Source organism: Ruegeria sp. CI8 (genome assembly GCF_056536865.1).
This window is the reverse complement of the sequence record NZ_JBQFQL010000001.1, coordinates 834,484-858,991: the sequence shown is the minus strand read 5'-3', so window position 1 is coordinate 858,991 and position 24,508 is coordinate 834,484. Positions and strand designations below refer to the sequence as shown.

The 24,508-nt window shown below is 61.9% G+C and carries 23 protein-coding genes; 11 read left to right on the top strand and 12 right to left on the bottom strand.

The genetic code is table 11. The features are described from left to right. Window positions 1–32: 32 nt before the first annotated feature. The 3 genes from preA to ACR0DA_RS04170 all read right to left on the bottom strand — a co-directional run bounded on the left by preA (window position 33) and on the right by ACR0DA_RS04170 (window position 3,534). Window positions 33–1,337, bottom strand: a complete 1,305-nt coding sequence (gene preA / locus ACR0DA_RS04180; RefSeq protein ID WP_170437211.1) for an NAD-dependent dihydropyrimidine dehydrogenase subunit PreA — start codon at window positions 1,335–1,337, stop codon at window positions 33–35. Between the two features lie 69 nt (window positions 1,338–1,406). Beyond that, the gene (locus tag ACR0DA_RS04175) at window positions 1,407–2,741 is read right to left on the bottom strand and encodes an NAD(P)-dependent oxidoreductase (RefSeq protein WP_480753065.1); all 1,335 of its coding nucleotides are present in this window, start codon (window positions 2,739–2,741) and stop codon (window positions 1,407–1,409) included. Window positions 2,742–2,901: 160 nt separating this feature from the next. Continuing rightward, window positions 2,902–3,534: a cupin domain-containing protein gene (locus ACR0DA_RS04170; RefSeq protein WP_480753063.1), complete on the bottom strand. Its 633-nt coding sequence runs from the start codon at window positions 3,532–3,534 to the stop codon at window positions 2,902–2,904. A 151-nt stretch (window positions 3,535–3,685) separates the two neighbouring features. Here ACR0DA_RS04170 and ACR0DA_RS04165 point away from each other — a divergent pair, with 151 nt between their 5' ends. From ACR0DA_RS04165 to ACR0DA_RS04155, 3 genes are all read left to right on the top strand, one after another. Then, window positions 3,686–4,681 (top strand): hypothetical protein, encoded by a 996-nt coding sequence (locus tag ACR0DA_RS04165; RefSeq protein WP_480753062.1) that lies wholly within the window; start codon window positions 3,686–3,688, stop codon window positions 4,679–4,681. Window positions 4,682–4,753: 72 nt separating this feature from the next. After that, complete coding sequence (locus ACR0DA_RS04160) at window positions 4,754–6,046, top strand: O-acetylhomoserine aminocarboxypropyltransferase/cysteine synthase family protein (protein WP_480753060.1); 1,293 nt, start codon at window positions 4,754–4,756, stop codon at window positions 6,044–6,046. 6 nt (window positions 6,047–6,052) lie between these two features. After that, on the top strand, window positions 6,053–6,763 hold the full coding sequence (locus tag ACR0DA_RS04155) for a GNAT family N-acetyltransferase (protein ID WP_480753058.1): 711 nt from the start codon (window positions 6,053–6,055) through the stop codon (window positions 6,761–6,763). A gap of 2 nt (window positions 6,764–6,765) precedes the next feature. Here ACR0DA_RS04155 and ACR0DA_RS04150 read toward each other — a convergent pair whose 3' ends face one another. Further along, window positions 6,766–7,461, bottom strand: coding sequence for an SIMPL domain-containing protein (locus tag ACR0DA_RS04150; RefSeq protein WP_480753057.1), 696 nt, complete (start codon window positions 7,459–7,461; stop codon window positions 6,766–6,768). Between the two features lie 164 nt (window positions 7,462–7,625). Here ACR0DA_RS04150 and ACR0DA_RS04145 point away from each other — a divergent pair, with 164 nt between their 5' ends. Next, window positions 7,626–9,650, top strand: a complete 2,025-nt coding sequence (locus ACR0DA_RS04145) for a hypothetical protein (protein WP_480753056.1) — start codon at window positions 7,626–7,628, stop codon at window positions 9,648–9,650. 61 nt (window positions 9,651–9,711) lie between these two features. On the opposite strand, the gene hppD is transcribed toward ACR0DA_RS04145, so the two are convergent. Continuing rightward, window positions 9,712–10,809, bottom strand: coding sequence for a 4-hydroxyphenylpyruvate dioxygenase (gene hppD / locus ACR0DA_RS04140; RefSeq protein WP_170339652.1), 1,098 nt, complete (start codon window positions 10,807–10,809; stop codon window positions 9,712–9,714). A 145-nt stretch (window positions 10,810–10,954) separates the two neighbouring features. Between hppD and ACR0DA_RS04135 the strand changes: the two genes are divergently transcribed. Continuing rightward, window positions 10,955–11,410, top strand: a complete 456-nt coding sequence (locus ACR0DA_RS04135) for an Lrp/AsnC family transcriptional regulator (RefSeq protein WP_093961793.1) — start codon at window positions 10,955–10,957, stop codon at window positions 11,408–11,410. A 19-nt stretch (window positions 11,411–11,429) separates the two neighbouring features. After that, the gene (locus tag ACR0DA_RS04130; RefSeq protein ID WP_170339088.1) at window positions 11,430–13,307 is read left to right on the top strand and encodes a monovalent cation:proton antiporter-2 (CPA2) family protein; all 1,878 of its coding nucleotides are present in this window, start codon (window positions 11,430–11,432) and stop codon (window positions 13,305–13,307) included. Window positions 13,308–13,334: 27 nt separating this feature from the next. On the opposite strand, the gene cobT is transcribed toward ACR0DA_RS04130, so the two are convergent. Further along, entirely contained in the window at window positions 13,335–14,348 is a 1,014-nt protein-coding gene (gene cobT / locus ACR0DA_RS04125; protein ID WP_170538331.1) for a nicotinate-nucleotide--dimethylbenzimidazole phosphoribosyltransferase, read from the bottom strand. Between the two features lie 79 nt (window positions 14,349–14,427). Between cobT and cobS the strand changes: the two genes are divergently transcribed. Then, entirely contained in the window at window positions 14,428–15,192 is a 765-nt protein-coding gene (gene cobS / locus ACR0DA_RS04120; protein ID WP_480753054.1) for an adenosylcobinamide-GDP ribazoletransferase, read from the top strand. Here the strand turns inward: cobS and ACR0DA_RS04115 are convergent. From ACR0DA_RS04115 to ACR0DA_RS04090, 6 genes are all read right to left on the bottom strand, one after another. Continuing rightward, window positions 15,189–15,950 carry an ion channel gene (locus ACR0DA_RS04115; protein ID WP_170357534.1) on the bottom strand — a complete coding sequence of 254 codons (762 nt, stop codon included), beginning with the start codon at window positions 15,948–15,950 and terminating at the stop codon, window positions 15,189–15,191. The genes cobS and ACR0DA_RS04115 overlap by 4 nt on opposite strands. A gap of 126 nt (window positions 15,951–16,076) precedes the next feature. Beyond that, window positions 16,077–16,586, bottom strand: coding sequence for a CarD family transcriptional regulator (locus ACR0DA_RS04110; protein ID WP_093961789.1), 510 nt, complete (start codon window positions 16,584–16,586; stop codon window positions 16,077–16,079). A gap of 282 nt (window positions 16,587–16,868) precedes the next feature. Next, on the bottom strand, window positions 16,869–17,207 hold the full coding sequence (fdxA, locus tag ACR0DA_RS04105) for a ferredoxin FdxA (RefSeq protein WP_093961788.1): 339 nt from the start codon (window positions 17,205–17,207) through the stop codon (window positions 16,869–16,871). Window positions 17,208–17,273: 66 nt separating this feature from the next. Next, entirely contained in the window at window positions 17,274–17,645 is a 372-nt protein-coding gene (locus ACR0DA_RS04100) for an RNA-binding S4 domain-containing protein (RefSeq protein ID WP_480753053.1), read from the bottom strand. A gap of 6 nt (window positions 17,646–17,651) precedes the next feature. After that, window positions 17,652–20,453 carry a helicase-related protein gene (locus tag ACR0DA_RS04095; protein ID WP_480753052.1) on the bottom strand — a complete coding sequence of 934 codons (2,802 nt, stop codon included), beginning with the start codon at window positions 20,451–20,453 and terminating at the stop codon, window positions 17,652–17,654. Between the two features lie 20 nt (window positions 20,454–20,473). Next, window positions 20,474–21,043: a tetratricopeptide repeat protein gene (locus ACR0DA_RS04090; RefSeq protein WP_261392081.1), complete on the bottom strand. Its 570-nt coding sequence runs from the start codon at window positions 21,041–21,043 to the stop codon at window positions 20,474–20,476. A 68-nt stretch (window positions 21,044–21,111) separates the two neighbouring features. On the opposite strand from ACR0DA_RS04090, the gene ACR0DA_RS04085 reads away from it, so the two are divergent. From ACR0DA_RS04085 to ACR0DA_RS04070, 4 genes are all read left to right on the top strand, one after another. Beyond that, a complete protein-coding gene (locus ACR0DA_RS04085; protein WP_093961784.1) occupies window positions 21,112–21,402 on the top strand; it encodes an SCP2 sterol-binding domain-containing protein in 291 nt (96 codons plus the stop codon). Next, on the top strand, window positions 21,402–22,379 hold the full coding sequence (locus tag ACR0DA_RS04080; protein WP_480753050.1) for an alpha/beta hydrolase: 978 nt from the start codon (window positions 21,402–21,404) through the stop codon (window positions 22,377–22,379). The genes ACR0DA_RS04085 and ACR0DA_RS04080 overlap by 1 nt, the downstream gene beginning before the upstream one ends. Window positions 22,380–22,449: 70 nt before the next feature. After that, window positions 22,450–24,270 (top strand): M3 family oligoendopeptidase, encoded by a 1,821-nt coding sequence (locus tag ACR0DA_RS04075; RefSeq protein ID WP_170371431.1) that lies wholly within the window; start codon window positions 22,450–22,452, stop codon window positions 24,268–24,270. Then, entirely contained in the window at window positions 24,267–24,503 is a 237-nt protein-coding gene (locus ACR0DA_RS04070) for a hypothetical protein (protein WP_480753048.1), read from the top strand. The genes ACR0DA_RS04075 and ACR0DA_RS04070 overlap by 4 nt, the downstream gene beginning before the upstream one ends. The last annotated feature ends 5 nt before the right edge of the window (window positions 24,504–24,508 follow it).

The following is a 24,508-nucleotide window of genomic DNA, read 5'->3' as shown; positions in this document are numbered from 1 at the left end:
CAGCGCGGCCCCTTTTGGTGATCTGACGCCGGTCACTCGGCGGCCTTGGCCATCGGGTTGTTAGGGTGGGTCGTCCAGTTGGCATAGTCCGGCTGCACCACCTTGCCGGTACGCGGATCAACCTCGCCCGCCGCCATCGGCACCATCGAGATGCAGCCCTCGACCGGGCAGACATCCACGCACAGGTTGCAGGCCACGCATTCCTCGTCGATCACCTCAAACACGCGGTCGGGCGACATGGAAATGGCCTGGTGGCTGGTGTCCTCGCAGGCCGCATAGCAACGGCCGCACTTGATACACTGATCCTGATCGATCTTGGCCTTGGCGACGTAGTTCAGGTTCAGATACTGCCAGTCGGTCACGTTCGGGACGGCGCGCCCGACGATGTCCGAGACGTTGGAGTAGCCCTTTTCGTCCATCCACTGCGACAGGCCCGCCGTCAGTTCGTCGATGATCTTGAACCCATAGGTCATCGCCGCGGTACACACCTGCACCGTGCCACAGCCCAGCGCCATGAACTCGGCCGCGTCGCGCCATGTGGTCACCCCGCCGATGCCCGAGATCGGCAGGCCTTGGGTCGCCTCGGCGCGGGCGATCTCGGAGACCATCGACAGGGCGATGGGCTTGACCGCCGGGCCGCAATAGCCGCCATGACTGCCCTTGCCGTCGATCGAGGGCTCGGGGCTGAACGTGTCCAGATTGACGCTGGTGATCGAGTTGATCGTGTTGATCAGCGACACCGCGTCGGCCCCGCCGTTCTTGGCCGCAGCCGCCGGCTTGCGAATGTCGGTGATGTTGGGCGTCAGCTTCACGATCACCGGGCGGTCATAGTATTTCTTGCACCAGCGGGTGACCATTTCGATGTATTCGGGCACCTGCCCCACGGCCGAACCCATGCCGCGCTCGCTCATCCCGTGCGGGCAGCCGAAGTTCAGCTCGATCCCGTCGGCGCCGGTTTCGGCCACGCGCGGCAGGATGGCTTTCCACGCCTCCTCCTCGCACGGCACCATGATCGAGGCGATCAGGGCGCGATCCGGGTAATCCGCCTTGACGCGGGCCATCTCCTCGAGGTTCACCTCGAGCGGCCGGTCGGTGATCAGTTCGATGTTGTTGAGGCCCAGCAGACGCCGGTCGGCCCCGTAGATCGCCCCGTACCGGGGGCCATTCACGTTGACCACCGGCGGCCCTTCGGACCCCAGCGTTTTCCACACGACGCCACCCCATCCGGCCTCGAAGGCACGCCGGACGTTGTATTCCTTGTCGGTCGGCGGCGCCGAGGCCAGCCAATAGGGGTTGGGGCTTTCGATACCCAAAAAGTTCGTTTTCAAATCAGCCATTTATCCGGCCTCCCTGATGCGAAGATGCATCTTCGTCTTGTCACACATATTCACGCGCCGACGCCCTGCTCAGGCACTCAGGCTGGCGTGAATGTCCATCGCGGCATCGCGGCCCTCGGCCACGGCGGTCACGGTCAGATCCTCGCCGCCCGCGGCACAGTCTCCGCCGGCCCAGACCCCGGGAACCGAGGTGCGCCCGGTTGCGTCAACGGCGATCTTGTTGCCGTCGAGTTCCAACCCTTCCGGAGCACCATCCAAGGTCTGACCGATCGCCTTCAGAACCTGATCCGCAGGCAGTCGAATGGTTTCGCCCGTGCCGGTCAACGTGCCATCTACGGTGGCAGTATACTCCAATTCGATCTCGGCCGCCGCTCCGTTTCCGTGAATTGCCACCGGCTGAACGTTGCACAAAATTCGGACACCGTGGGATGCCGCCAGATCCTGTTCGTAGCGGCTGGCGCCCATTGCGTCTCGACCGCGGCGATAGGCGATGGTCACATGTTCGGCCCCCAGCAGCTTGGATTTCACCGCGGCATCCACGGCCGTCATTCCACCGCCGATAATCACCACGTTTCGGCCTACCGGCAGTTTTGCCAAATCGGATGCTTGCCGAACATCTGCGATGAAGTCGACAGCGTTCCTGACGCCGTCCTTGTCCGACCCTTGCGCGCGCAAGGCGTTGACGCCTGCAAGGCCGATTGACAGGAAGACTGCGTCGTAGGCCTCCAACAATCCGTCCAACGAGATGGTGTCGCCCAGAACCGAGCCGGTTTCAATCGCGATGCCGCCGATCTTCAGCAGCCAGTCCACCTCGGCCTGGGCAAAGTGATTGGTCGCCTTGTATGCGGCGATCCCGTACTCGTTCAGCCCGCCGGGTTTGGGTTTCGCCTCATGGATCACCACGTCATGGCCCAGCATCGCCAGCCGATGCGCACAGGCCAGCCCCGCCGGCCCTGCCCCGATTACGGCAACGGTCTTGCCAGTGGGGGCCGCGGGTGTGAACGGGTGCACACCGGCCTGCATCAGCGTGTCGGTCGCATACCGCTGCAAGCGCCCGATCTCGACCGGCTTGCCCTCGGCCGTTTCGCGCACACAGGCTTCCTCGCACAGCGTTTCGGTCGGACACACACGGGCACACATGCCGCCCAGGATGTTCTGATCGAGGATCGTCTTCGCCGCCGACTCCGGTTGTCCTGCTTGAATCTGCCGGATGAACAGCGGAATATCGATATCGGTCGGACAGGCCGTCACGCACGGCGCGTCATAGCAGAAATAACACCGATCGGCGGCCACGGCGGCCTCGTGCGGCGCCAGAGGCGGATGCAGATCGGTGAAATTCGAGGTCAGCTCATCGCTGGAAAGCCGCCCGGCGACGATGCCGGGTGCCATCTGGCCCTGTGCCATCACTCTACTCCCTGTAGATATGTTTGTTATTGAGACCAGCTTGCCACAAACAAAAATTTTATCAATTGGTAAAATTTGCCAAATGGTCAAAAAAGCGAAAACCGGGCCGAATGACCCGGTTTTTTGGTGGCATTTGCCCGTTTTTCAGGCGGAACCGGCCTCAGACCATGCCGGACAGGTGCCCTGACTTCATCCAGACGCGGGCGCCATCCGGTCCTGCCCGCAATTCGGTGCGCGTTCCGGGCGGCAGACGCAGCCAGTCCCATCGCGCGAAATCCTCGCCTTGTTCGGTGAAACCGCCGTCGATCACAAAGACCTCGGCCCCGCCGGGTGCGTCAATCGGTACGACCTGACCGGGCGGCCAACTGCGCATTTCGACCGTTTCATGGTCGTCCTTGAACAGCGGCACATGGTCCGCACCGTTGATCGAGCGGCGCACGGTGGTTCGGTCGTTCGGGTCGAACTGGTGCAGTTTGACCAGGATCGTCGCGCCTTGGCTGGCCGAGGGCGTATGTGACGAGGTCGGCGGGTTGCGGACATAGCTGCCCACCGGGAAATCTCCGGTCTCGTCCTGGAAAACGCCGTCCAGAACCAGGTATTCCTCGCCCCCGTCATGGGTGTGGGCGGCAAAGGCGCTGCCGGGGGCAAAGCGCACGATGGTCGTGGCGCGCGCCACCTCGTCGCCGATCCGGTCCAGCATCTTGCGCTCGACCCCCTCGGCGGGCGAGGCCGCCCACTCGGTCTGGTCGAAGTGAACCGCCACCCGCTGGGTGAAATCCGCATTGATCCGCATGTCGCGCTCCTGTCTGATCCTCTCCATCAACATGGGCGCGCCGGGCCCGATTTCAAACACGCGGTGTCAACGGTTTTGACGCAGGTTCAGCGATGCTGTAGGTCGAAACCAACGGCAAGGGGCGGGCAAGCGCCCCGAACGGAAGGCGCAGATGCAGGCAGACCGGCAGAAATTCAACATCCTGATCATCGGGCAGAACAACCGCCTACAATACGAAGCCGTTCTGTTCGCCGCCTCGCTGCGCCATTCCGCGCCCGGATTTTCGGGCCGCCTGTTCGTGGGCGTTCCACAACCCGGCCCGCGCTGGAGTCAGGACCCGAGCATCCGCAACGAGGATGTTCTGAAGGCGCTGAAACAGCTCGATGCCGAGATCCTGCCCTTTTCGTCCGAGGTGTTCGGCGAAAGCTATCCCTACGGCAACAAGATCGAAGCGCTGGCTGCCCTGCCCGAGGGTGAGCCCTTTGTGTTCTTCGACACCGACACGCTGATCACCGGCGACCTAGCCGCGGTGCCGTTCGATTTCGACCGGCCCGGCGCATCGCAGAAGGTCGAGGGCACCTGGCCCAAGCCAACCCTGTACGGGCCTGGCTTCGACGGCATCTGGCGGGCGCTTTATGACCGGTTCGGGCTGGATTTCCAAAGCTCGATCGACCCGACCCAACCGGCGGAATACTGGCGGCGGTACCTGTATTTCAATGCGGGCTATTTCTTCTACAAATGCCCCCGCCAATTCGGCGCACGGTTTCTGGACTATGCCCGCACCATCCGGGATGAAGAGATCCCCGCCCTGACCGGCCAGAACCTGGACCCGTGGCTGGACCAGGCGGCGCTGCCGCTGGTCGTCCACGCGCTTGGCGGCGGGCGCGATGTTCTGCCCTCGGGCCTGCTGGATGGCTCGGTCAGCTGCCACTATCGCCTGTTCCCGCTGCTCTATGCGCGCGAAAGCGACCGGGTGGTCGAGGTGCTGGAAACCGTTGCCGCGCCCAACAAGGTCAAGAAGGTGCTCAAGAACTATGATCCGCTGAAACGGCTGGTCTATCAGGGCAAGGGCGCCAAGATCCGCGCCATGTTCGACCGGGACAACCTGCCCCAGCGCGAACAGGCCATCCGCAAGGTCATCAAGAACAAGGGGCTGTGGCTGCGCTGACGCGGACATTGTGCCGGGCCCGGCAATCGCCTAGAGATTCTGCGACGCATATTCCCAACAGGAGAGTGACGGATGTCCGACGGCCCCACCTATGGTTTTGACACGCTGCAAATTCACGCGGGCGCCCGCCCTGATCCGGCGACCGGCGCGCGCCAGACCCCGATCTATCAGACCACTGCGTATGTATTCCGCGATGCCGATCACGCGGCCGCTTTGTTCAACCTTCAAGAGGTCGGCTATATCTATTCGCGCCTGACCAACCCCACGGTGGCAGTTCTGCAGGAACGGGTGGCGACGCTGGAAGGTGGCGTTGGCGCGGTGTGCTGCTCTTCGGGGCACGCGGCGCAGATCATGGCGCTGTTCCCGCTGATGGGGCCGGGCTGCAACGTGGTCGCCTCGACCCGGCTGTATGGCGGGACGGTCACGCAGTTCAGCCAGACCATCAAGCGCTTTGGCTGGACAGCCAAGTTCGTCGATACCGATGATCTGGATGCGGTGAAGGCCGCCATCGACGACGATACCCGCGCGGTGTTCTGCGAATCCATCGCCAATCCGGGCGGCTATGTCACCGATATCCGCGCACTGGCCGATGTGGCCGATGCCGCCGGTATTCCGCTAATCGTCGACAACACCTCGGCCACGCCCTATCTGTGCCGCCCGATCGAGCATGGTGCGACGCTGGTCGTGCATTCGACCACCAAGTACCTGACCGGCAATGGCACGGTGACCGGCGGCTGCATCGTGGATTCGGGCAAGTTCGACTGGTCCGCCAATGACAAGTTTCCCTCGCTCAGCGCGCCGGAGCCTGCCTATCACGGCCTCAAGTTCCACGAAACCTTCGGCCCGCTGGCCTTCACCTTCCACGGTATCGCCGTGGGCCTGCGCGATCTGGGCATGACGATGAACCCGCAGGCGGCGCATTACACGCTGATGGGGATCGAGACGCTGAGCCTGCGCATGCAGCGCCATGTCGAAAACGCCGAGAAGATCGCCACCTGGCTCGAGAAAGACGACCGCGTGGACTATGTGACCTACGCGGGCCTGCCCTCGTCGCCCTATCACGACCGAGTCAAGAAGCATTACCGCAAAGGCGCCGGGGCCTTGTTCACCTTTGCCGTCAAGGGTGGCTATGACGCCTGCGTCAAGCTGGTGAACGCGCTTGAGATCTTCAGCCACGTCGCCAACCTGGGTGATGCGCGGTCGCTGATCATCCATTCGGCCTCGACCACGCACCGGCAACTGACCCCCGAACAGCAAGAGGCCGCCGGTGCCGGGCCGAACGTGGTGCGGGTCTCGATCGGGATCGAGGATGCAGACGACCTGATCGCCGATCTTGATCAGGCGCTGTCCAAGGCCTGCGCCTAGTCCGAAATGCCGGGGCACAGGATCAACGCGTTAGGCCAGCCCGTGGGCCTGCCGGTTGCGGGGGAGTTCCCGCGCCCGACCCCACCGCGCGCGCCCATGCAAGGGCGGTTCTGCCGCGTGGTGCCCTTGGATGTGAATGCGCATGCGCCCGGCCTGTTCCGGGCGTTTGCCGCCGATACCGACGGGCGCAACTGGACCTACCTGCCCTACGGCCCGTTCGACTCGCAAGCCGAGTTCGCCGCCTGGTTGGCCCAAACCTGCACGGGGGACGATCCGCTGTTCCACACGGTTCTGGACCAAGACGGACAGCCCGTCGGGATCGCGTCCTACCTGCGTATCGACGGCAATGCCGGCGCAATCGAGGTGGGACACATCCACTTTTCGCCGTTGATGCAACGCACGCCGGTCGCGACCGAAACGATGTTCCTGATGATGCGCCTCGTGTTCGATGACCTGGGTTATCGCCGCTACGAATGGAAATGCGATGCGCTGAATGCCCCGTCGCGCCGGGCCGCCGAACGGCTGGGTTTTGTCTTCGAAGGCGAATTTCGGCAAGCTACCCATTACAAGGGGCGCAACCGCGACACGGCGTGGTTCTCGATTATCGATACGGAGTGGCCGACCATCCGGAAGGCATTCGAAACCTGGCTGTCACCCGAGAATTTCGATGCCACGGGCCAACAGCGGGAACCGCTGATGGCCCGCAGCGAAAGCTGAGGTCACTCGGAAATGTCGAACTCCATCGACACGGTGACCGAAACCGAAACCTCGCCACCGGCGACCGGGACCCCGCCCGAATCGGCCATGGCCATCTCGCGCATCTGGGGCATTGGGCGAATGCCCCCGCCCTGCTCGTTGATCGACACGACTGAACCCAAGGTGACACCGGCAGCCTGAGCCAACTGTTCGGCCTTGGCTGTCGCATCGGCGACGGCTTGGGCGCGCGCCTTCGCTTCAAGCGGCTTGGGATCCTGGATCGTGAAGGTCAAACCACCAAAATCATTCGCCCCATCCTGAATGACCGCATCCATGATCTGTCCCAGATCATCCAGATTTCTGACCCGCACGAACACACGGTTCGACGCAACGAAGCCCGTGATCTTCGGTGCTTCGCCATCCGCGTTGCCCTGTCCGGACCAGACCGGGGACAGGGACAGATCGCGGGTCTGCAGGTCGCGCGATTCGATCCCCATCTCACTCAGGCGGCTCAGGACGGTGGCAACCGCGTCCGAGGTCGCCTGCATTGCTGCCGAAGCCTGCGCGTCTTGATTTGTCACCCCCACCGTGACGGTTGCCATATCCGGCGCGGCCTCGGCTGTTCCGGTCCCGTAAACCTGGATGCGACGTTCTTCCGCATGGGCGGCCACGGCAACTGTCGCCGCCAATACCGCCGCAAAAAAAGCAAATGTCTTCAATGTGATCTCTCCCGTTTTCTGAGATCAAAGATGGGTTGGCAAGCCTTCGCCGGACAAGGGGAGATTTTGCCTTTTCCTTTCCCTCGGCGGGTTCCTGCTTTAATCTCGATGCGCGGACGCAAGGGCGTTTGCTTTGGTTCAGACAATTACGGCACCCTTGAATAATGAAACCCGCTTTTGCGCTGTCTCTTTCGGATAACGGGATCACTCTGCTGCACTATTCGGATGACGAATGGTTTGGCATCGGCACCGTATCACTGGACGCGCCGGATTTTTCCGAACAGCTGAACGAGCTTCGCGGTCGTGGTTTCGCGCTGGCCAATGATCTCAGCTGTACGGTCGTGATTCCTTCGGACCACGTGCGCTACCTCACGGTCGCCAGCCCAGACGACTCCGACGTGACACAGGTGGTCGAGGCGGAATTGGCTCAGGCCACTGGCTGTGAGATTGCCGAGTTGATGTATGACCTCCGTGCGGATGGGTCGGATCTTCTGGTCGCTGCCGTGGCGAAAGAGACAGTAGAAGAGGCCCGAGCCTTTGCCAGTCGCTACGGGTTCGTGCCTGTTCGGTTTGCTGCAACATTGGCCCCCGATGCGCCTTGGACAGGTACCGGAGAGTTCGAGTTTGCCGAGCGCGCGACATCCGCCACACTGCCAACTGTGCCACCGGCCGAGGAGATAGCTGTTGTCCCGCCGGCCCCGGACGCAGAACCCGTGCCTCAGGCTTCGCAGGCATCGGAACCCGATCCGGCCCCCTCGCCACAGGCGCATCCGATTGCTGAACCCGCTCAGCCGGACGTATTCGTATCGCCGATAGAAGCGACTGAAACCGCCTCACAGAATTCTGGGGCATCAGATTCCGGCATACCGGTTCGCTACATTGGCGCCGCTGCGGCGGGCGCCGTCGTGCTGGCCGTTGTCGCATTGATCTGGTCGGGGTCAGACGAAACTGGCAGCCCGGTGGCGACTGCGCCGGTCGTCGAAACGGCACCTGCGCCAGTTTCTATCACCGCCCCACCGATGACCGAGACCGAAGGGCTGGCAGGAGTCGCTCCTGAGCCCAAGGACACGCCCGACCCCGAGGCATTGGCCGACGAAGACCTGACGTTTGAAGCCAGCACGCCCCTGGTCGAGCCGGAGACACCCACGCCCCCCGAATTGACGCCAACGGATCAGGCAATTCTGGAAGCATTGAATGTTGCGCCCTCGCCCGTCGAGCAGGTCGAACGCGATCCGGAAAGTGTCGAGGATTTCGAAGAAGCCTCTGGCCTGACGAACACCGCGCCCGATCCGCTGCCGGTGCCAGACCCCGAGGTGCCCGAGGACGTATACCTGTCGTCCGTCGATCACGCGGAGCTGTCGCAGGATGCCGTGGCGCTTCCGGCCGAAGAGAGCTTTGATACCGACGAGCCCGTGGCTACGGTCGGTCTGCCCAATGCCGCGGGCAGTCGTTTTGACCTTGATGACCGTGGCCTTGTCACTCCGACACCCGAGGGGACGTTGAACCCTGACGGCATCCTCGTGTTCCTCGGCCGCCCTTCATCGGTTCCGCCCCAGGTGCCGGTCAGGTTCGAAACCGACCCGACTGCCACAGACGACGACACAAGGCTGGCTGGCCTGCGTCCGCGCCTGCGCCCGGAAACGCTGGTTGAGAACTTTGAGCGTGGGCAGCTGGGCGGCCGGACGGTGGACGAGCTGGCGGTCATCCGCCCGAAATCCAGGCCGGCGTCGATCCAAGAGCGCGAGGCTGTGGACCGCACGCCCACCGCATTGGCCGTGGTGCGCGTCCCTCGCCCCCGCGTTCGTCCGTCGACCGTGGCCGCTCTGGCGGCCCGAAAAGCAACAACCGGCTCAGCCACTCTGGGGTCGACCGCAGCGGTAGCAAAGGCGGATGACGATGAAGCGGGATCGTTCAAACCCACAACCGTCGCACCCAAGATACCCAGCCGGGCCTCGGTGGCGCGCCAAGCCACGATTGACAATGCTTTGAATCTGCGGCGTCTGAACCTGATCGGCGTTTACGGTACGCCGGCCAATCGGCGTGCCTTGGTCCGGCTACCAAGCGGTCGGTACAAGAAGCTGAAAGTGGGAGATCGGATTGACGGCGGCAAAGTCGTCGCGATTGGCGACAGCGAGCTTCGTTATCAGAAAGGCGGCCGCAACGTCACGTTGAAGATGCCGCGCGGGTAAAGCGCGCCGCGTTTCGGAAAATTGGAACCCGGTAGGCCGGGTTCCAAATTCTGGGTCTTCTTCAGGCGGCAGAAATCTCTCCGGATTCAATCTGTTCGCGCTCGATCGATTCGAACAGAGCCTTGAAATTGCCTTCGCCAAAGCCGTCATCGCCCTTGCGCTGGATGAACTCGAAGAAGATCGGACCAATCACGGTTTTCGAGAAGATCTGCAGCAGGATCTTGGTCTCGCCGCCGTCCACCACGCCTTCACCATCGATCAGGATGCCGTGCTTCTTCATGCGATCCACCGGCTCGTCATGGCCCTTCACGCGGTCGAAGGACATATCATAATAGGCATCGTTGGGACCGGGCATGAACTTCAGCCCTCGTTCGGCGATTGCATCGGTCGAGTCATAGATGTTCTCGCTGCCGACGGCGATGTGCTGGATGCCCTCACCCTTGTACTTCTTCAGGTAGGATACGATCTGACCGGTCTCGCCGCGGTCTTCGTTGATCGGAATCCGGATACGGCCGCAGGGCGAGGTCAATGCACGGCTGAGCAAGCCGGTATATTTGCCCTGGATGTCGAAGAAGCGGATTTCGCGGAAGTTGAACAGATCGCCGTAGAACTTGAACCACTTGTCCATGTTGCCCTTGAAGACATTGTGCGTCAGGTGATCGAGGTAATAGAAACCGACGCCGCGCGGTTTGGACTGCTTCAGCCACTCGAATTCCTGATTGTAGGGCGAGGTTTCGTAATACTGGTCGATGAAATAGATCAGCGACCCGCCGATACCCTTGATCGCGGGCACATCCATGGTCTTGTCGGCCGCATCATAGGGTTCTGCCCCCTTCGACACCGCATGGTCATAGGCCTTTTGCGCATCCACGACACGCCAGCCCATCGACGGGGCACAGGGGCCATGCTCTTCCACGAATTTCGCAGCAAAGCTGTCGGGGTCCGCGTTCAGGATGTAGGTCACATCGCCCTGCTGCCACAGCTCGATCAGCGGTTTGGTCTTGTGGTGCGCAACCTTTTCAAAACCCATCTTGGCGAACAGGTCGCGCAGCTCCTGCGGTTCGGGATGCGCGAATTCAACAAATTCAAACCCATCTGTGCCGGCGGGGTTCTCGGCGCTGATCACGGATTTCGGGGCGTTGTGCGGGAAAGGGCCCATGGCTTGTCCTCTTGAAACAGGAAATTCTTTGCTGATTCAAGAATACGCCTTTTTCAGCGCTGTTTTTGCGCATTCTTTTCATGTAAACTACAGAAGCCTGCGAAAACTCCGCACCAGAACCCGAAAATTGTGAGAATCTCCGCACATGTTGGACGCAACCGATACTCGCCTTCTGGCCGCGCTGCAAAAAGACGCGCACCTGACCGCGCATCAGTTGGGCGAAATGCTGAACCTGTCCCCCAGTCAGGCCGGGCGCCGCCGTCAGCGGCTGGAGGCCGAGGGCTATATCACTGGCTACGCGGCGCGGCTCGACCCGCGCAAACTTGGCCTGCAGGTCCAGGGCTTCGTACAGGTTCACCTCGGCACCCACGGCCCCGAACAATCATCCAGTTTTGCGCGCATGGTGGAAACCCGCCCGGAAATCACCAGCGCCTGGACGATGACTGGCGAGGCAGACTATCTGCTCCATGTCTATTGCGAGGATCTTTCCGCGCTCAACACCTTGCTTCACGAGGTGATACTGCCCCATCCTGCGGTGGCACGGGTGCAAAGCCAGATCGTGATGGACCAGCTGAAACGCGACGCCCCGCTGCCGACCTGACGGCAAGGAAAGGAAGAAGATGAACGAGTTCCTGTACCAGGCTTCGATCTATCTGGCAGCCGCCGTGATCGCCGTCCCCCTGTCGGCGCGGCTTGGGCTGGGGTCTGTCCTCGGATATCTCGCCGCCGGCATCGCCATCGGTCCGATCCTTGGGCTCGTCGGTGCGGAAACCAAAGACTTGCAGCATGTCGCGGAATTTGGTGTCGTCATGATGCTGTTCCTGATCGGGCTCGAGCTGGAACCCCGCGCGCTTTGGGATATGCGGCACCGGTTGTTGGGGCTTGGTGGACTGCAGATCTCGCTCTCTACGGTCGTGATTGCAGCGGTTACCTTCTACACGGGTCAACCATGGTCAGTTGCCTTGGCCGTGGGCCTGACACTGTCCCTGTCTTCAACCGCCATCGTGCTCCAGACGCTGTCGGAAAAAGGCTTGATGCGCACAAACGGCGGGCGATCCACGTTCTCGGTCCTTCTGACGCAGGATATCGCCGTGATTCCGATCCTGGCGTTTCTGCCGCTGCTGGCCATGCCGGCCAGCATCTTCATCGAAGATGACGGATCAATCACGCGCGGCGGCGACGGGCACGGCGACGCGCACCATACGTTGTCATTGGTCGACGGCCTGCCCGGATGGGCGGTGACGCTGGTCACATTGGGTGCGATCGCATTCGTGATCGTGGTCGGCGTCTACCTGACCCGTCCCTTGTTCCGGTTCATCCATACCACCCGCCTGCGCGAGATGTACACGGCGTTGGCCCTGATGATCGTGGTCGGGATCTCGTTCCTGATGACGCTGGTGGGCCTGTCCCCGGCGTTGGGCGCCTTCCTCGCTGGCGTTGTTCTGGCCAGTTCCGAGTTCCGGCACGAAATGGAAAGCGACCTTGAGCCGTTCAAGGGATTGCTGCTGGGCCTGTTCTTCATCACGGTCGGGGCCGGGATCGACGTCGGGTACTTTTTCAACGATCCGTTCGACCTGATCGGGCTGGCCCTGCTGGTAATCCTGGTCAAGGGCCTGATCCTGTATGCCGTTGGTCGTGCATTCAAGTTGCGCGGCCGCGACCATTGGCTGTTCACGCTGGGTTTGGCTCAGGCGGGTGAGTTCGGCTTTGTACTGCTGGCCTTTTCTACCAAGCAGAATGTCATTCCCCCGGCCCTGTCGCAGAAGCTGTTGATGATCATTGCCCTGACCATGCTGATCACACCGCTTCTGTTCATCATCTATGACTACCTTTCGCGCCACATCCGCGACAACTCACCCGAGGTTGAACCCGAGGAAATAGACGAAAAAGGTCCCGTCATCATTGCGGGAATTGGGCGGTTCGGACAGATCGTCAATCGGCTGGTGCGCGCCAGCGGGTTCAAGACGGTGGTGCTGGACCACAATATCGAAACGATCCAACTGATGCGTCGGTTCGGCGTCAAAGGCTTCCTGGGTGATCCGACGCGCCCCGAATTGCTGCGGGCTGCGGGCCTTGAAAAGGCTTCCGTTTTGGTGGCCGCGATGGACAACCGCAAGGAAGTGACCCGATTGGTGGGCTACGCCCGCCGGCAGCGCCCTGACCTTCACATCGTCGCCCGCGCGCATGACCGGACTCATGTGTACGAGCTGTATCAGGCCGGCGCTGATGACATCGTGCGCGAGCTGTTCGACAGCTCTCTGCGGGCCGGGCGTTATGTGCTGGAGAACATTGGTCTGAGCGAATACGAGGCCGCGCAAGCACAGCAGACCTTCTATCATCACGATCGGCAGGCAATTCGCGAACTGGCCGAACTCTGGGTTCCCGGCATGCCGACAGCCGAGAATAAGAAGTACATCGAACGCGCGCGCGAGTTGGAGAAAGACCTGGAGACCGCCCTGCTGGAACTGGCCGAAAAGAACGAAAAGAAGTCGGCCTGACCCGGGGATCTCCCGGGTCAGCCGAGCTCAACCGTCCGACACACCGGCTTCGGCAAAAGTGGCCATACCCGAATGGCAAGCGACGGCGCTTTTCAGGATGTTGATGGCCAGCGCAGCCCCCGACCCTTCGCCCAGCCGCAGCCCGAGGCTCAGCAAGGGCGCTTTGTCCAGCTTGGTCAGCATGGCCGCGTGCGCACCTTCCGCACTCTGATGGCCGGCAACGGCATGGTCCAGCGTGCCCGGCGCCAGACGATCGAGGCAAGCCGCAGCCGAGGTGCAGATGAACCCATCCAGAATGACCGGGATGCGCAGAATTCGGGCGGCTGCAATGGCCCCTGCCATGGCCGCGATCTCGCGCCCTCCCAAACACCGCAGGATCTCAAGCCCGTCGTCCGATGCTCCGTGCAGCGCAACACCTTGGGCCACGACGCGCGTCTTGTTGGCAAGGCCAGCATCGTCCACACCGGTTCCGCGCCCGGTCCAATCGGCGGCTTCTCCGCCGAACAACGCGCAGGCGATGGCCGCTGCAGGGGTGGTGTTGCCAATGCCCATTTCGCCCACGACCAGAAGGTCTGCGGTGGGATCAACGGCGCTCCAGCCGGTCTGTAGAGCGGCCTGAAGCTCGGCCTCGGACATTGCCGGGGCCTTTGTGAAATCGGCCGTCGGCCGATCCAGGTCCAGCGCGTGTACCGTCATCTTGGCCCCGGCCGCCTTGGCCAGTTGGTTGATGGCCGCGCCTCCGTGCTCGAAGTTCATGACCATCTGAACCGTAACCTCGGGCGGAAAGGCCGAGACACCCTGCGCAGTCACGCCGTGATTGCCGGCAAATACAATCACCTGAGGTGCCTTAATCTGCGGTCGGGCATCCCCGCGCCAACCGGCATACCAGATCGCCAGATCTTCGAGCCGGCCCAACGCACCCGGCGGCTTGGTCAGCTGTCCGTTGCGGTCGGCAGCCCCTTGCTTTGCAGCCTCATCCGGGCCCGGGACATTGCGCAAGGCGTCGCGGAAGGTATTCAGATCATTGAGTTCAGGCAGCATTCAAAGCCTCGTTGCATCGGAGTGGTCCTGCGTGTTTAACCGAAGCAGGCAAAGCAACAACCCCTCGAAAGGCGCGCAAGTGCACAAAAACGACACTCGAACCTTTTCGCCATGGGACGTGCCGCTGGTTCTGGTTCTTTTGACGCGGCTGCCATTGCCCGTGCTGCCCAAATCGCTCTTTGAGCGGCAGTCCAGAGCCGCTTGGGCCTATCCTGCGGCCGGGCTGGTCGTTGGCGGCTTGGGCTGTGCCGTAGGCTGGGCTGCGATGGCCGTGGGCCTTTCCGGGACAGTCAGCGCTGTCCTTGCTGTCGCCGTTCTGATCGCAGCAACCGGCGCCATGCACGAGGACGGGCTGGCCGACACCGCGGACGGGCTGTGGGGTGGATATACACCCGAACGCAGACTCGAGATCATGAAGGACAGCCATATCGGCACCTACGGGGTGTTGGCCTTGTTGGTCATTCAACTGCTCAGAATCTCGGCGGTCGCAACACTACTGGCGGCAGGAAGTCCGGCCGGAATACTGGCGGCGGCTGGGTTTTCCCGTGCCCTGATGCCACCATTGATGGCGGGCCTGCCGAACGCCCGCGGCAGCGGGCTGAGCCATAGCGTCGGCGCTCCTCCGCCTTTGTCGGTTGCAGCCGGTCTCGGGCTGGCTTTCGTTTTCTCTCTGGCTCTTCTAGGCTGGACCGCCCTTCTGCCCGTCGCCTGTGCGGTAGCCGCAACCGTGGGTCTGGCAATCATAGCCAAAGCCAAGATTGGCGGTCAGACCGGTGATATTCTGGGGGCATCGCAACAGCTGTCCGAGGTTGCTTTCCTGCTGGCCGTTGCCGCCCTGCTCTAGCCGACGCCGCCGGTCTTGATCCGTAGTGTCTCACCGCAATGCTTGCAGTGTACGGCATCCGGGTCGTGCCGAAACAGCCCGCAATTGGGACATTTGTGGCGTACTTTCTGCGGCATGAAAATGGCCTGAGCCAGCCGCACGAACAGCGCCACACCGACCACCATTATGAAGACCGAAAACAGCTTGCCGCCCGGAGAGTTCAGTGTGATGTCGCCGAAACCCGTCGTGGTCAGTGTCGCCATCGTGAAATACAGCGCATCGATATACGGGGTCTGGCTGTCCTCGGGGATATAGAAAACCAGTACGGCGGTGGATGTCGCGAAAATGAACACCAGCAGGTTCACGGCCGCGATGACCGCATCCTCGTGGGTTCGGAAAAACTCACTGTCGCGGCGCAGATCATGCAACAGGTGATAGGAATGGATCAGCCGCAGCGCGCGCAGAATCCGCAGGAACGCAAGGCTGCCGGTCAGGAAAGGGTCAAGGATCAGCGAGGCGATCACGACCAGATCCGCAAGCGTGTAGATTTTGAACAGCAGCTTCTTGCGGTCTTTCGCGATCCACATCCGAGCCGAGAAATCCAGCAGAATGATCAGCCCCACCGCCCAGCTGACTGCAATCAATCCGGGGCCGTGCGGAATGTTCGCCGTCGCCACGAAAAACACGATCGAGGCAAGGTCGAACAGGATCAGACAGTACCGGAACCAGACTGAAACCGCCCCTCTGCCGATATAGAGTGCCTTGACCGTCTGCTTCATGACTGACCCGTATACGGTTCCAATGACTGGGAAATTAGCGGGAAAGGCGGCGCGAACCAAGCGATCGGGCATGAAAAAGGCCGCTCTGAAACCAGAGCGGCCCTTTGGTGTTGCTTCAAAGCCCGATCAGGCCGCGCGCGAGGTCAGGACTTCGTCCACCTGCTTGGCCGCTGCGATTTCGTCCGAACCGGACACGGCCGCAACTTCGCGCGTCAGACGCTCAAGCGCGGCTTCATAGAGCTGACGCTCGGAATAGCTTTGCTCGCGCTGGTCGTCGGTGCGGTGCAGATCACGCACCACCTCGGCGATCGAGATCAGGTCACCCGAATTGATCTTCTGTTCGTATTCCTGCGCCCGGCGCGACCACATGGCACGCTTTACCTTGGCTTTGCCCTTCAGCGTTTTCATCGCCTGGCTGATCACATCGGGCGAGCTGAGCGAGCGCAGACCGGATTCAGTGATCTTGTTGGTCGGCACCCGCAGGGTCATCTTGTCTTTCTCGAATGAGATGACGAACAGCTCGAGCGAGTATCCAGCGACTTCCTGTTCTTCAATCGATATGATTTGCCCGACCCCATGTGCAGGGTAGACAACATAGTCGTTCGGACGGAACTCAAGCTTCTTCGACTTTGTCATGCACGTGTTTCCTTGGTTGCAGAGCGGGAAAAAAGCGACAAAAAACCTAACCGGGGTCACCCGCGACCCCTGTCAGGCTGATTACATGTCAAAAACTCAGAACTCCAAAGTGAGCATACTTACGGAGTCGTCCCCATCTCGATCATCATTTGCCACATGAGTATATCACAAAATTAAGACACCTGAAAGCGGACGGGGCCTTCGGCTCGGAATTTGTGACTTTTTTCAGCGCATTAAGGCAAAAACTTACAGCTGTCTTACGGGCTTTGCGACCCGAATCGCTCAGCCGCCCTCGCCCGGTGCCTCGGAGAAGTATTTCTCCATCTTGCCCTCTTCACCGTCGCGCTCCTCGGCGCCCGGAAGCGGGTCTTTCTTGGTTACGATAACCGGCCATTGTTCCGCGTATTTGCGGTTGAATTCGACCCACTGCTCCATTCCCGGTTCGGTATCCGGGCGAATGGCGTCCGCCGGGCATTCCGGCTCGCACACGCCGCAATCGATGCATTCATCCGGATGGATGACCAGGGTATTTTCACCTTCATAGAAGCAATCCACCGGGCATACCTCGACGCAGTCGGTGTATTTGCAGGCGATACAGTTCTCGGTGACAACGTAGGTCATGGTCCAATTCCCGTCAGAGGTTTGGCCGACTAGCTAATTCAGTCTGCCCCCATCTTCAAGAGAAGATCAGCCCTTGGGGGTGCGAGAAAGATCAAGCGCGCGCCGATCCTTCTTGGTCGGACGACCTTTTCCTTCGAAACCCGGATTTTGTGGCGGATTATCCTTCTCTTCAGTCAAATCCGTGTACAGCGTCCGCGCCTCGGTCGCCGGGCCGCGTCGCGCGCCCAGGATTTCGACCTGAACCACGCGAATAACCCGCCCCTGAGCGAAAGTCAGAACGTCACCGGGCCCGACGGTTTGCGCCGGCTTCTGGGCAAGGTCACCGTTGATGCGCACATGCCCGGCGTTGACCTGTTTGGCGGCCAGGCTGCGGGTCTTGAAAAACCGCGCATGCCACAGCCACTTGTCGATCCGCAGCTTGGCCGGTGCGTCGGCCATCAGCGATCAGTTGCCGTCCTTCAGACCCATCAGCGCAGCGGCAAACGGGTTGTCGGGATCAATCGCCTTTTCCTTTTTGGGCGGCCGGGACGAGAAGGTCTTGGCCCCTTGCGGTTTGCCGCCCTTCTTGCCCTGCGGCTTGCCGCGACCATCCCGAGGCTTCCCGCCCGGTTTGCTCCGACCCTGCCGTTGGTCACCACGTGGCCCCCGGTTGGCCTGACGGCCCCAGGTAAAGGTGTAGAACACCTCGACTTCGGGTTCGTCCGATGCAGGGTCTGCGGCCGTGGCCTCGGCTTCAGCCTCGGTGCTGTCGGTAGCCTCGGTTGGCGCCTCGGCGGCGACGGCCACATCCGACTGCGCCTCTGTTTCGGCGGTCTCGGTCGGAGCTTCGGCGGTTGCTGCCGGTGGTTGCTCGGTCGGCTGAGCCGGTTTGATCTTGGTCCGTTCACCGCGCTCGGCCTTGTAGCCCAGCCCTTGCATCAGGTCGGCGAACTGCTCCAGCGTCATGCCGGTGATCGACAACATGTCCGCCTTGGCTTCGAAACCGCCCCGGCTGTCTTCGGCGCGCAGCATGTCGGCCAGACGCTCCAACATGTCGATACGGATCGAACGCTCGCCCGCATTGCGGTAGCCGCACATGGTGTCATAGCCCTCGGGCGCGCCCTTGGCGACGGGCACCGTCACCAAGCCCGGCGGCGGCGCTTCGGGAAACTCCTGAAGTCCATTTGCCAGGGCCCACAACACCAGACGCAGGCGCGTCGGGGCAGGCTTCAGCAGCAGCGGCATGAAGATGGTGAACTGGCCGAACCGGATGCCATGCTTGCGCAGCGCGCCACGGGCGTCCTGGTCCAGATCCTTGACCTCTTGTGCGACTCCGGCACGCGGCAGGATGCCCAACGCCTCGACCATGCGGAAGGCAAATCCCTTGGCCAGCCCGGTCAGTTCTTCGTCGCGCGACAGGTTCAGCAGGGGCTCGAACAGCGCCGCGATCTTGCGGTCAATGAAGTGTTGCAGGCGGCGCTGCACCTTCTGCTCAACCTCCGGCCCTGCGGCCTCGTCCACGAACACTTCGACCATCGGTTTGAGCGGTTCGGCCCCGGCAACCAGTTTGCCCACGGCATATTCGCCCCACATCAGGCCACCCTGATCGGTAAAATCAATTTCGGTATCGGGCGCATTGTAGAAGCGATCGGCACGCAGATGGAATTGCGGCGCGAGTGCTTGCAGTGAGGCCGATTTGAGCGCTTTCGCCTCGGTTCCCTGCGCGCTTTTGTCCGGGATGAACCGGAACCCTTCCAAACGACCGACGAATTCGCCTTCGACGGTCACTTCACCCTTGTCATTCACTTCGGCCAAAAGGGCCTCCTTCTGTTTGAGCCGGCGCAGCAGAACAGATGTACGCCGGTCCACAAATCTTTGCGTCAGACATTCATGCAAAGCGTCTGACACCCTGTCTTCTACAGCGCGGGTTTCCGCGCGCCAATGGGATTCGTCGCGCACCCAGCCGTTTCGTTGCGCAACATATGTCCACGTGCGAATATATGCCAACCTTTTGGACAGTGCATCAATATCGCCGTCGGTTCTGTCGATCCGGCGGATCTGGCGCGCCAGAAAATCCTCGGGGATCGTGCCGCGTTCGTGCAGATGTCCGAAGATCGATTCGAGCAGGCTGGCATGTTCCGCATGGCTGATGCCTCGAAAATCGGGGATTCGGCAAACATCCCACAACAGGCGGATCGACGGACCATCGCTGGCACGGGCCGCAACCTCGGGCACCTGGGCCAGCGACTTGAGCGCGTTCAGGTCGTCTGCGGGCCGGGCTTTGACCAAATGCTCGTTGTCCGGGCTGGCCTCGAGCGAGTCGATCAGCGCATCGACCGAGCCGAACCGCAAGGCGGCATTCCGCCAGTTCAGCTTTTTCATCGGCGTGAACCGGCTGTCCATGATGGCCTGCGCCACGCCTTCGTCCAGCGGCGACGCCTCGCCCGTCACGCCGAAGGTGCCATCCGACATGCCGCGCCCGGCGCGCCCGGCGATCTGGGCCAGTTCGTTCGGGGCCAGCGGCCGCATGCGCCGGCCATCGAATTTGGACAGGGACGAAAACGCGACGTGGTTCACATCGAGGTTCAGCCCCATTCCGATGGCATCGGTCGCGACCAGATAGTCGACCTCGCCATTCTGGTACAGCGCGACCTGCGCGTTCCGCGTGCGCGGACTGAGCGCGCCCATGACCACGGCCGCCCCACCCTTTTGCCGCCGCAGAAGCTCGGCAATGGCATAGACGTTCTCGACCGAGAACCCGACGATGGCACTGCGCGGGGGCATGCGGCTGATCTTCTTGGACCCGGTGTAGACCAGTTGCGACATCCGCTCGCGCCGAGCAAACTGCGCCTGCGGCACCAGCGCCGCGATCGGGCCGCGCATCGTGTCGGCACCCAGAAAAAGTGTCTCGTGCGTCCCACGCATCCGCAGCAGCCGGTCGGTAAACACATGACCGCGCTCGGGGTCGGCGCACAGCTGGATTTCGTCGATGGCCACGAAATCGGTGCCCATTCCCTCGGGCATCGCCTCGACCGTGCAGACCCAGTATTGCGTGCGCGGCGGAACGATGCGTTCCTCGCCCGTCACCAGGGCCACCACCGAGGGGCCGCGGATGGCGACGATCTTGTCATAGACCTCGCGCGCAAGCAGCCGCAGCGGCAGGCCGATGACACCGGTCCGGTGCCCCAGCATGCGTTCGATGGCATAGTGGGTTTTGCCTGTGTTGGTCGGGCCAAGTACGGCCACGATTCGGGATGCCCCGTTCACCTTTGCCCCCTGCCCGGACCTTACAGCGCCTTGCCCGCAATCTGCGGTTTCAGCCGATTCACGGCATTGGTTACTTCTTCGTGATGGGGATGTATAGCCAGCGCGCGGGAATAGGCGTCATAGGCCTGTTCGGGCTGACCCAGCACCTCAAAGATCAGGCCAAGCCCGTAGATGGCTTCGTAATTGTTAGGGTTCAACGCAAGCGCGTGCTCAAGATCGGCAGCCGCCATGCCGAACCGCTCCAGCCCAAAAAACACGGAGGCGCGCACATGCCAACCTTCTGCGAAATCGGGCGCATGGTCCGTCAGTGCCGTCAAATGATCCAACGCGGCTTCGACATTGCCATCGTCCAGTGCTTCGCGTCCGCGCTCAAGCAGCAGATCAGCCGAGGCAGACCCTGATTGCGACCACAGCGACTGAAGTTGCCGATCCAGACCGGCTGCCTGCTCGGGCGACGCTTCGGCAAGCTGCCGCAGCAGCTCGGCTTCGTCCCGCAAATCGGCCTGTTGCGCAATCCCAGTGGTGGAATACATGACTAGGAGGGCAAATGCCGCAACGGTACCTTTGAGATTGTTGATTGCAATGCTCATAACAATGATCAGTGTAGCGTTGCGACCGCGGATGTCCATTCACGGCGCACTAACAAATGAGGAAGACCATGAGCGACACTCTGGAAAAAGCGGCAGCCGCGCTAAACGAAAAACTGTCGGGCGGCGATTTCGATTCGTCGGCGAAATTCGCCATCGCCGACCTCGGCTCGATCGTGCTGGATGAAAACGGTGCGCGGGTCAGCGACGAGGACGCCGAAGTTACATTGAGCGCCGACGCGGAAACGTTCGAGCAAATCCTAAGCGGTGAGTTGAACCCCACGGGCGCGTTCATGGCCGGCAAGCTGAGCGTCGACGGCGACATGGGTGTTGCCATGAAGCTTGCCTCGGTGCTGGCCTGATGGATTTGTCGCCGGCCCCGTTCTTTGAAGATGTGGCCGGCGGTCCCGCCGGCGGCGCCGCGCACTGGTTGACCACAAGCGACGGCACACGCATTCGCGTGGGCCACTGGCGCCCCGAAGGTGAGGCGACCGGGACGGTGATGATCTTTCCCGGCCGCACGGAATATATTGAAAAATATGGCAATGCAGCGGGTGAGTTCGTACAACGCGGCTTTGCTGTACTGGCCGTGGATTGGCGCGGACAGGGTCTGACTGACAGATTGCTGGAAGATCCGCGCGTTGGCCATGTGGACAAGTTTACCGACTATCAGCAGGACGTGCGCGAAACGCTGAAACTGGCCGAGCAGCTTGGCCTGCCGAAACCCTGGCACGTGATCGGCCATTCGATGGGCGGCGCGATCGGGATGCGCGCGGTTCTGGAAACCGGCCTGTTTGCCTCTTGTGCCTTCACCGGCCCGATGTGGGGCATTTTCTTTACCCCACTGATGAAACCGCTCAGCCGTCTGACCGCCTATTGGGGGCCGCGGATCGGGCTGGGCGAAAAGACGCCTCCGACCACGTCACTGGAAAGCTATGTTCTGATCCAGCCTTTCGCGGGCAACGCACTGACCCGCGATCCCGGGATGTACCGGATGATGCAGGATCAGTTGAAAGCGCATCCCGAACTGGCCCTGGGTGCGCCGTCGACCATCTGGCTACGCGAGGCACTGGACGAATGCGCCTGGCTGATGGCGCAGACCGCCCCCGACATTCCCTGTCTGACCTATCTTGGCAGCCACGAGCAGATCGTGGACCGCAAGGCGATCCGGGCGCGCATGGCGAACTGGCCCAGCGGACGACTGGTCGAGATCCCCGACGGCGAACACGAGGTGATGATGGAACCGCCCGAGGTCCGCGGCCCGGTGTTCGAGGAGATGGCCGCGCATTTCTCGGCCGCCGCCAACGGGCAGACGCCCGAGCTTGCGATGACGCGCTGACACCTCGGCTGCTTGTGATCCGCGCGCCCTGCGCCTAGATGTGATCCAACGCAGACAATCGAGGTGTTCCATGCACGAGCTTCCCTTCCCCGTCCGAGACGCAAATGCCGGTGGCGGCGCCGACAACCTTGGCAACCTGCCGGAATGGAACCTGGACGATCTGTACAAGGGACAGGACGCGCCGGAACTGACTCGCGATCTTGAGTGGCTGGAGCAGGAATGCGCGGCTTTTGCCGCCGATTACGAAGGCAAGCTGGCCGATCTGGATGCGCAGGGCCTGCTGACCTGTGTCCAGCGCAACGAAAAGATCAACGCCGTCGCCGGGCGCATCATGTCCTTTGCCGGGCTGCGTTATTACCAACTGACCACCGATGCCGAGCGCGCCAAGTTCCTGTCGGACATGCAGGAGAAGGTCACGCTGTTCACCACGCCGCTGGTGTTCTTCACGCTCGAGATCAACCGCATCGACGACGACGTGCTGGCCGCTCATTTCAAGGCCAACGCGGACCTGGCCCGGTACGAGCCCGTCTTCCGCCGCATCCGCGCGATGAAGCCCTATCAACTGTCGGACGAGCTGGAGAAATTCCTGCATGATCTGGGGGTGGTCGGCGACGCGTGGGAACGGCTGTTCGACGAAACCATCGCCGGGCTGACCTTTACCGTGAACGGTGAAGAGCTGAACATCGAAGGCACCCTGAACCTGCTGACCGAACAGGACCGGTCCAAACGCGAGGCCGCGGCCCGCGAACTGGCCCGCGTGTTCCAAGACAACGTCAAAACCTTTGCCCGCGTCCACAATACGCAGGCCAAGGAAAAGGAAATCATCGATCGCTGGCGCAAGATGCCGACCCCGCAGACCGCGCGGCACCTGGCGAACGATGTCGAACCCGAAGTGGTCGAAGCCCTGCGCGAGGCGGTGGTGGCCGCCTATCCCAAGCTCAGCCACCGGTATTACGAGCTCAAGCGCAAATGGTTGGGTCTGGATGTGATGCAGGTCTGGGACCGCAACGCGCCGCTGCCGATGGAAGACACCCGCACCGTGTCGTGGGAGGACGCCGAGAAGACCGTGATGGAGGCTTATGCCGCTTTCGATCCCCGCATGGCCGAGATTGCAGCACCGTTCTTTTCGAAAGGCTGGATCGACGCGGCGGTGAAACCGGGCAAGGCTCCGGGCGCCTTTGCGCACCCCACCGTGACCGATGTGCATCCTTACGTGATGCTCAACTATCTGGGCAAACCGCGCGACGTGATGACGCTTGCGCACGAGTTGGGCCACGGCGTGCACCAGGTGTTGGCCGCCGGTCAGGGCGAGATGCTGTCCTCGACCCCCCTGACGCTGGCCGAAACTGCCAGCGTCTTCGGCGAGATGCTGACCTTCCGCAAGATGCTGGATCAGGCCGAAACGCCCGAGCAGCGCAAGGTTCTGCTGGCCGGCAAGGTCGAGGACATGATCAACACGGTGATCCGCCAGATCGCCTTCTACGACTTTGAATGCAAGCTGCACGCCGCACGCCGCGAGGGCGAACTGACGCCGGACGACATCAATGCCTTGTGGATGAGCGTTCAGGCCGAAAGCCTTGGCCCGGCGTTTGAATTCATGGACGGGTACGAGACCTTCTGGGCCTATATCCCGCACTTTGTTCATTCGCCCTTCTATGTCTACGCCTATGCTTTCGGCGACGGGTTGGTGAACGCGCTCTACTCGGTCTATGAAAGCGGCGCGGACGGGTTCGAGGAAAAGTACTTCGAGATGCTCCGCGCGGGCGGCTCCAAGCACCACAAAGAGCTGCTGGCCCCGTTCGGGTTGGATGCCAGCGACCCGAAATTCTGGGACAAGGGCCTGTCGATGATCTCGGGAATGATCGACGAACTGGAGGCCCTGGAGGGGTGACAGACCCAACCGACAAGGGGCGCTGGCGGGCCATCAAGGACCGCCTGCGCCCTGTTCTCGCCCGGATCCGCCGCAATGTCCCGCGGGGGCTGCGATTTATCGTGGGACTTTTGTTGATCGTCGCCGGCGTCTTCGGCTTCCTTCCTGTTCTGGGATTTTGGATGATCCCCTTGGGCATCATGGTTGCCGCCATGGACGTCAACCTGCTGCGGCGCTGGTGGCGCCGCCGGTAACCCCG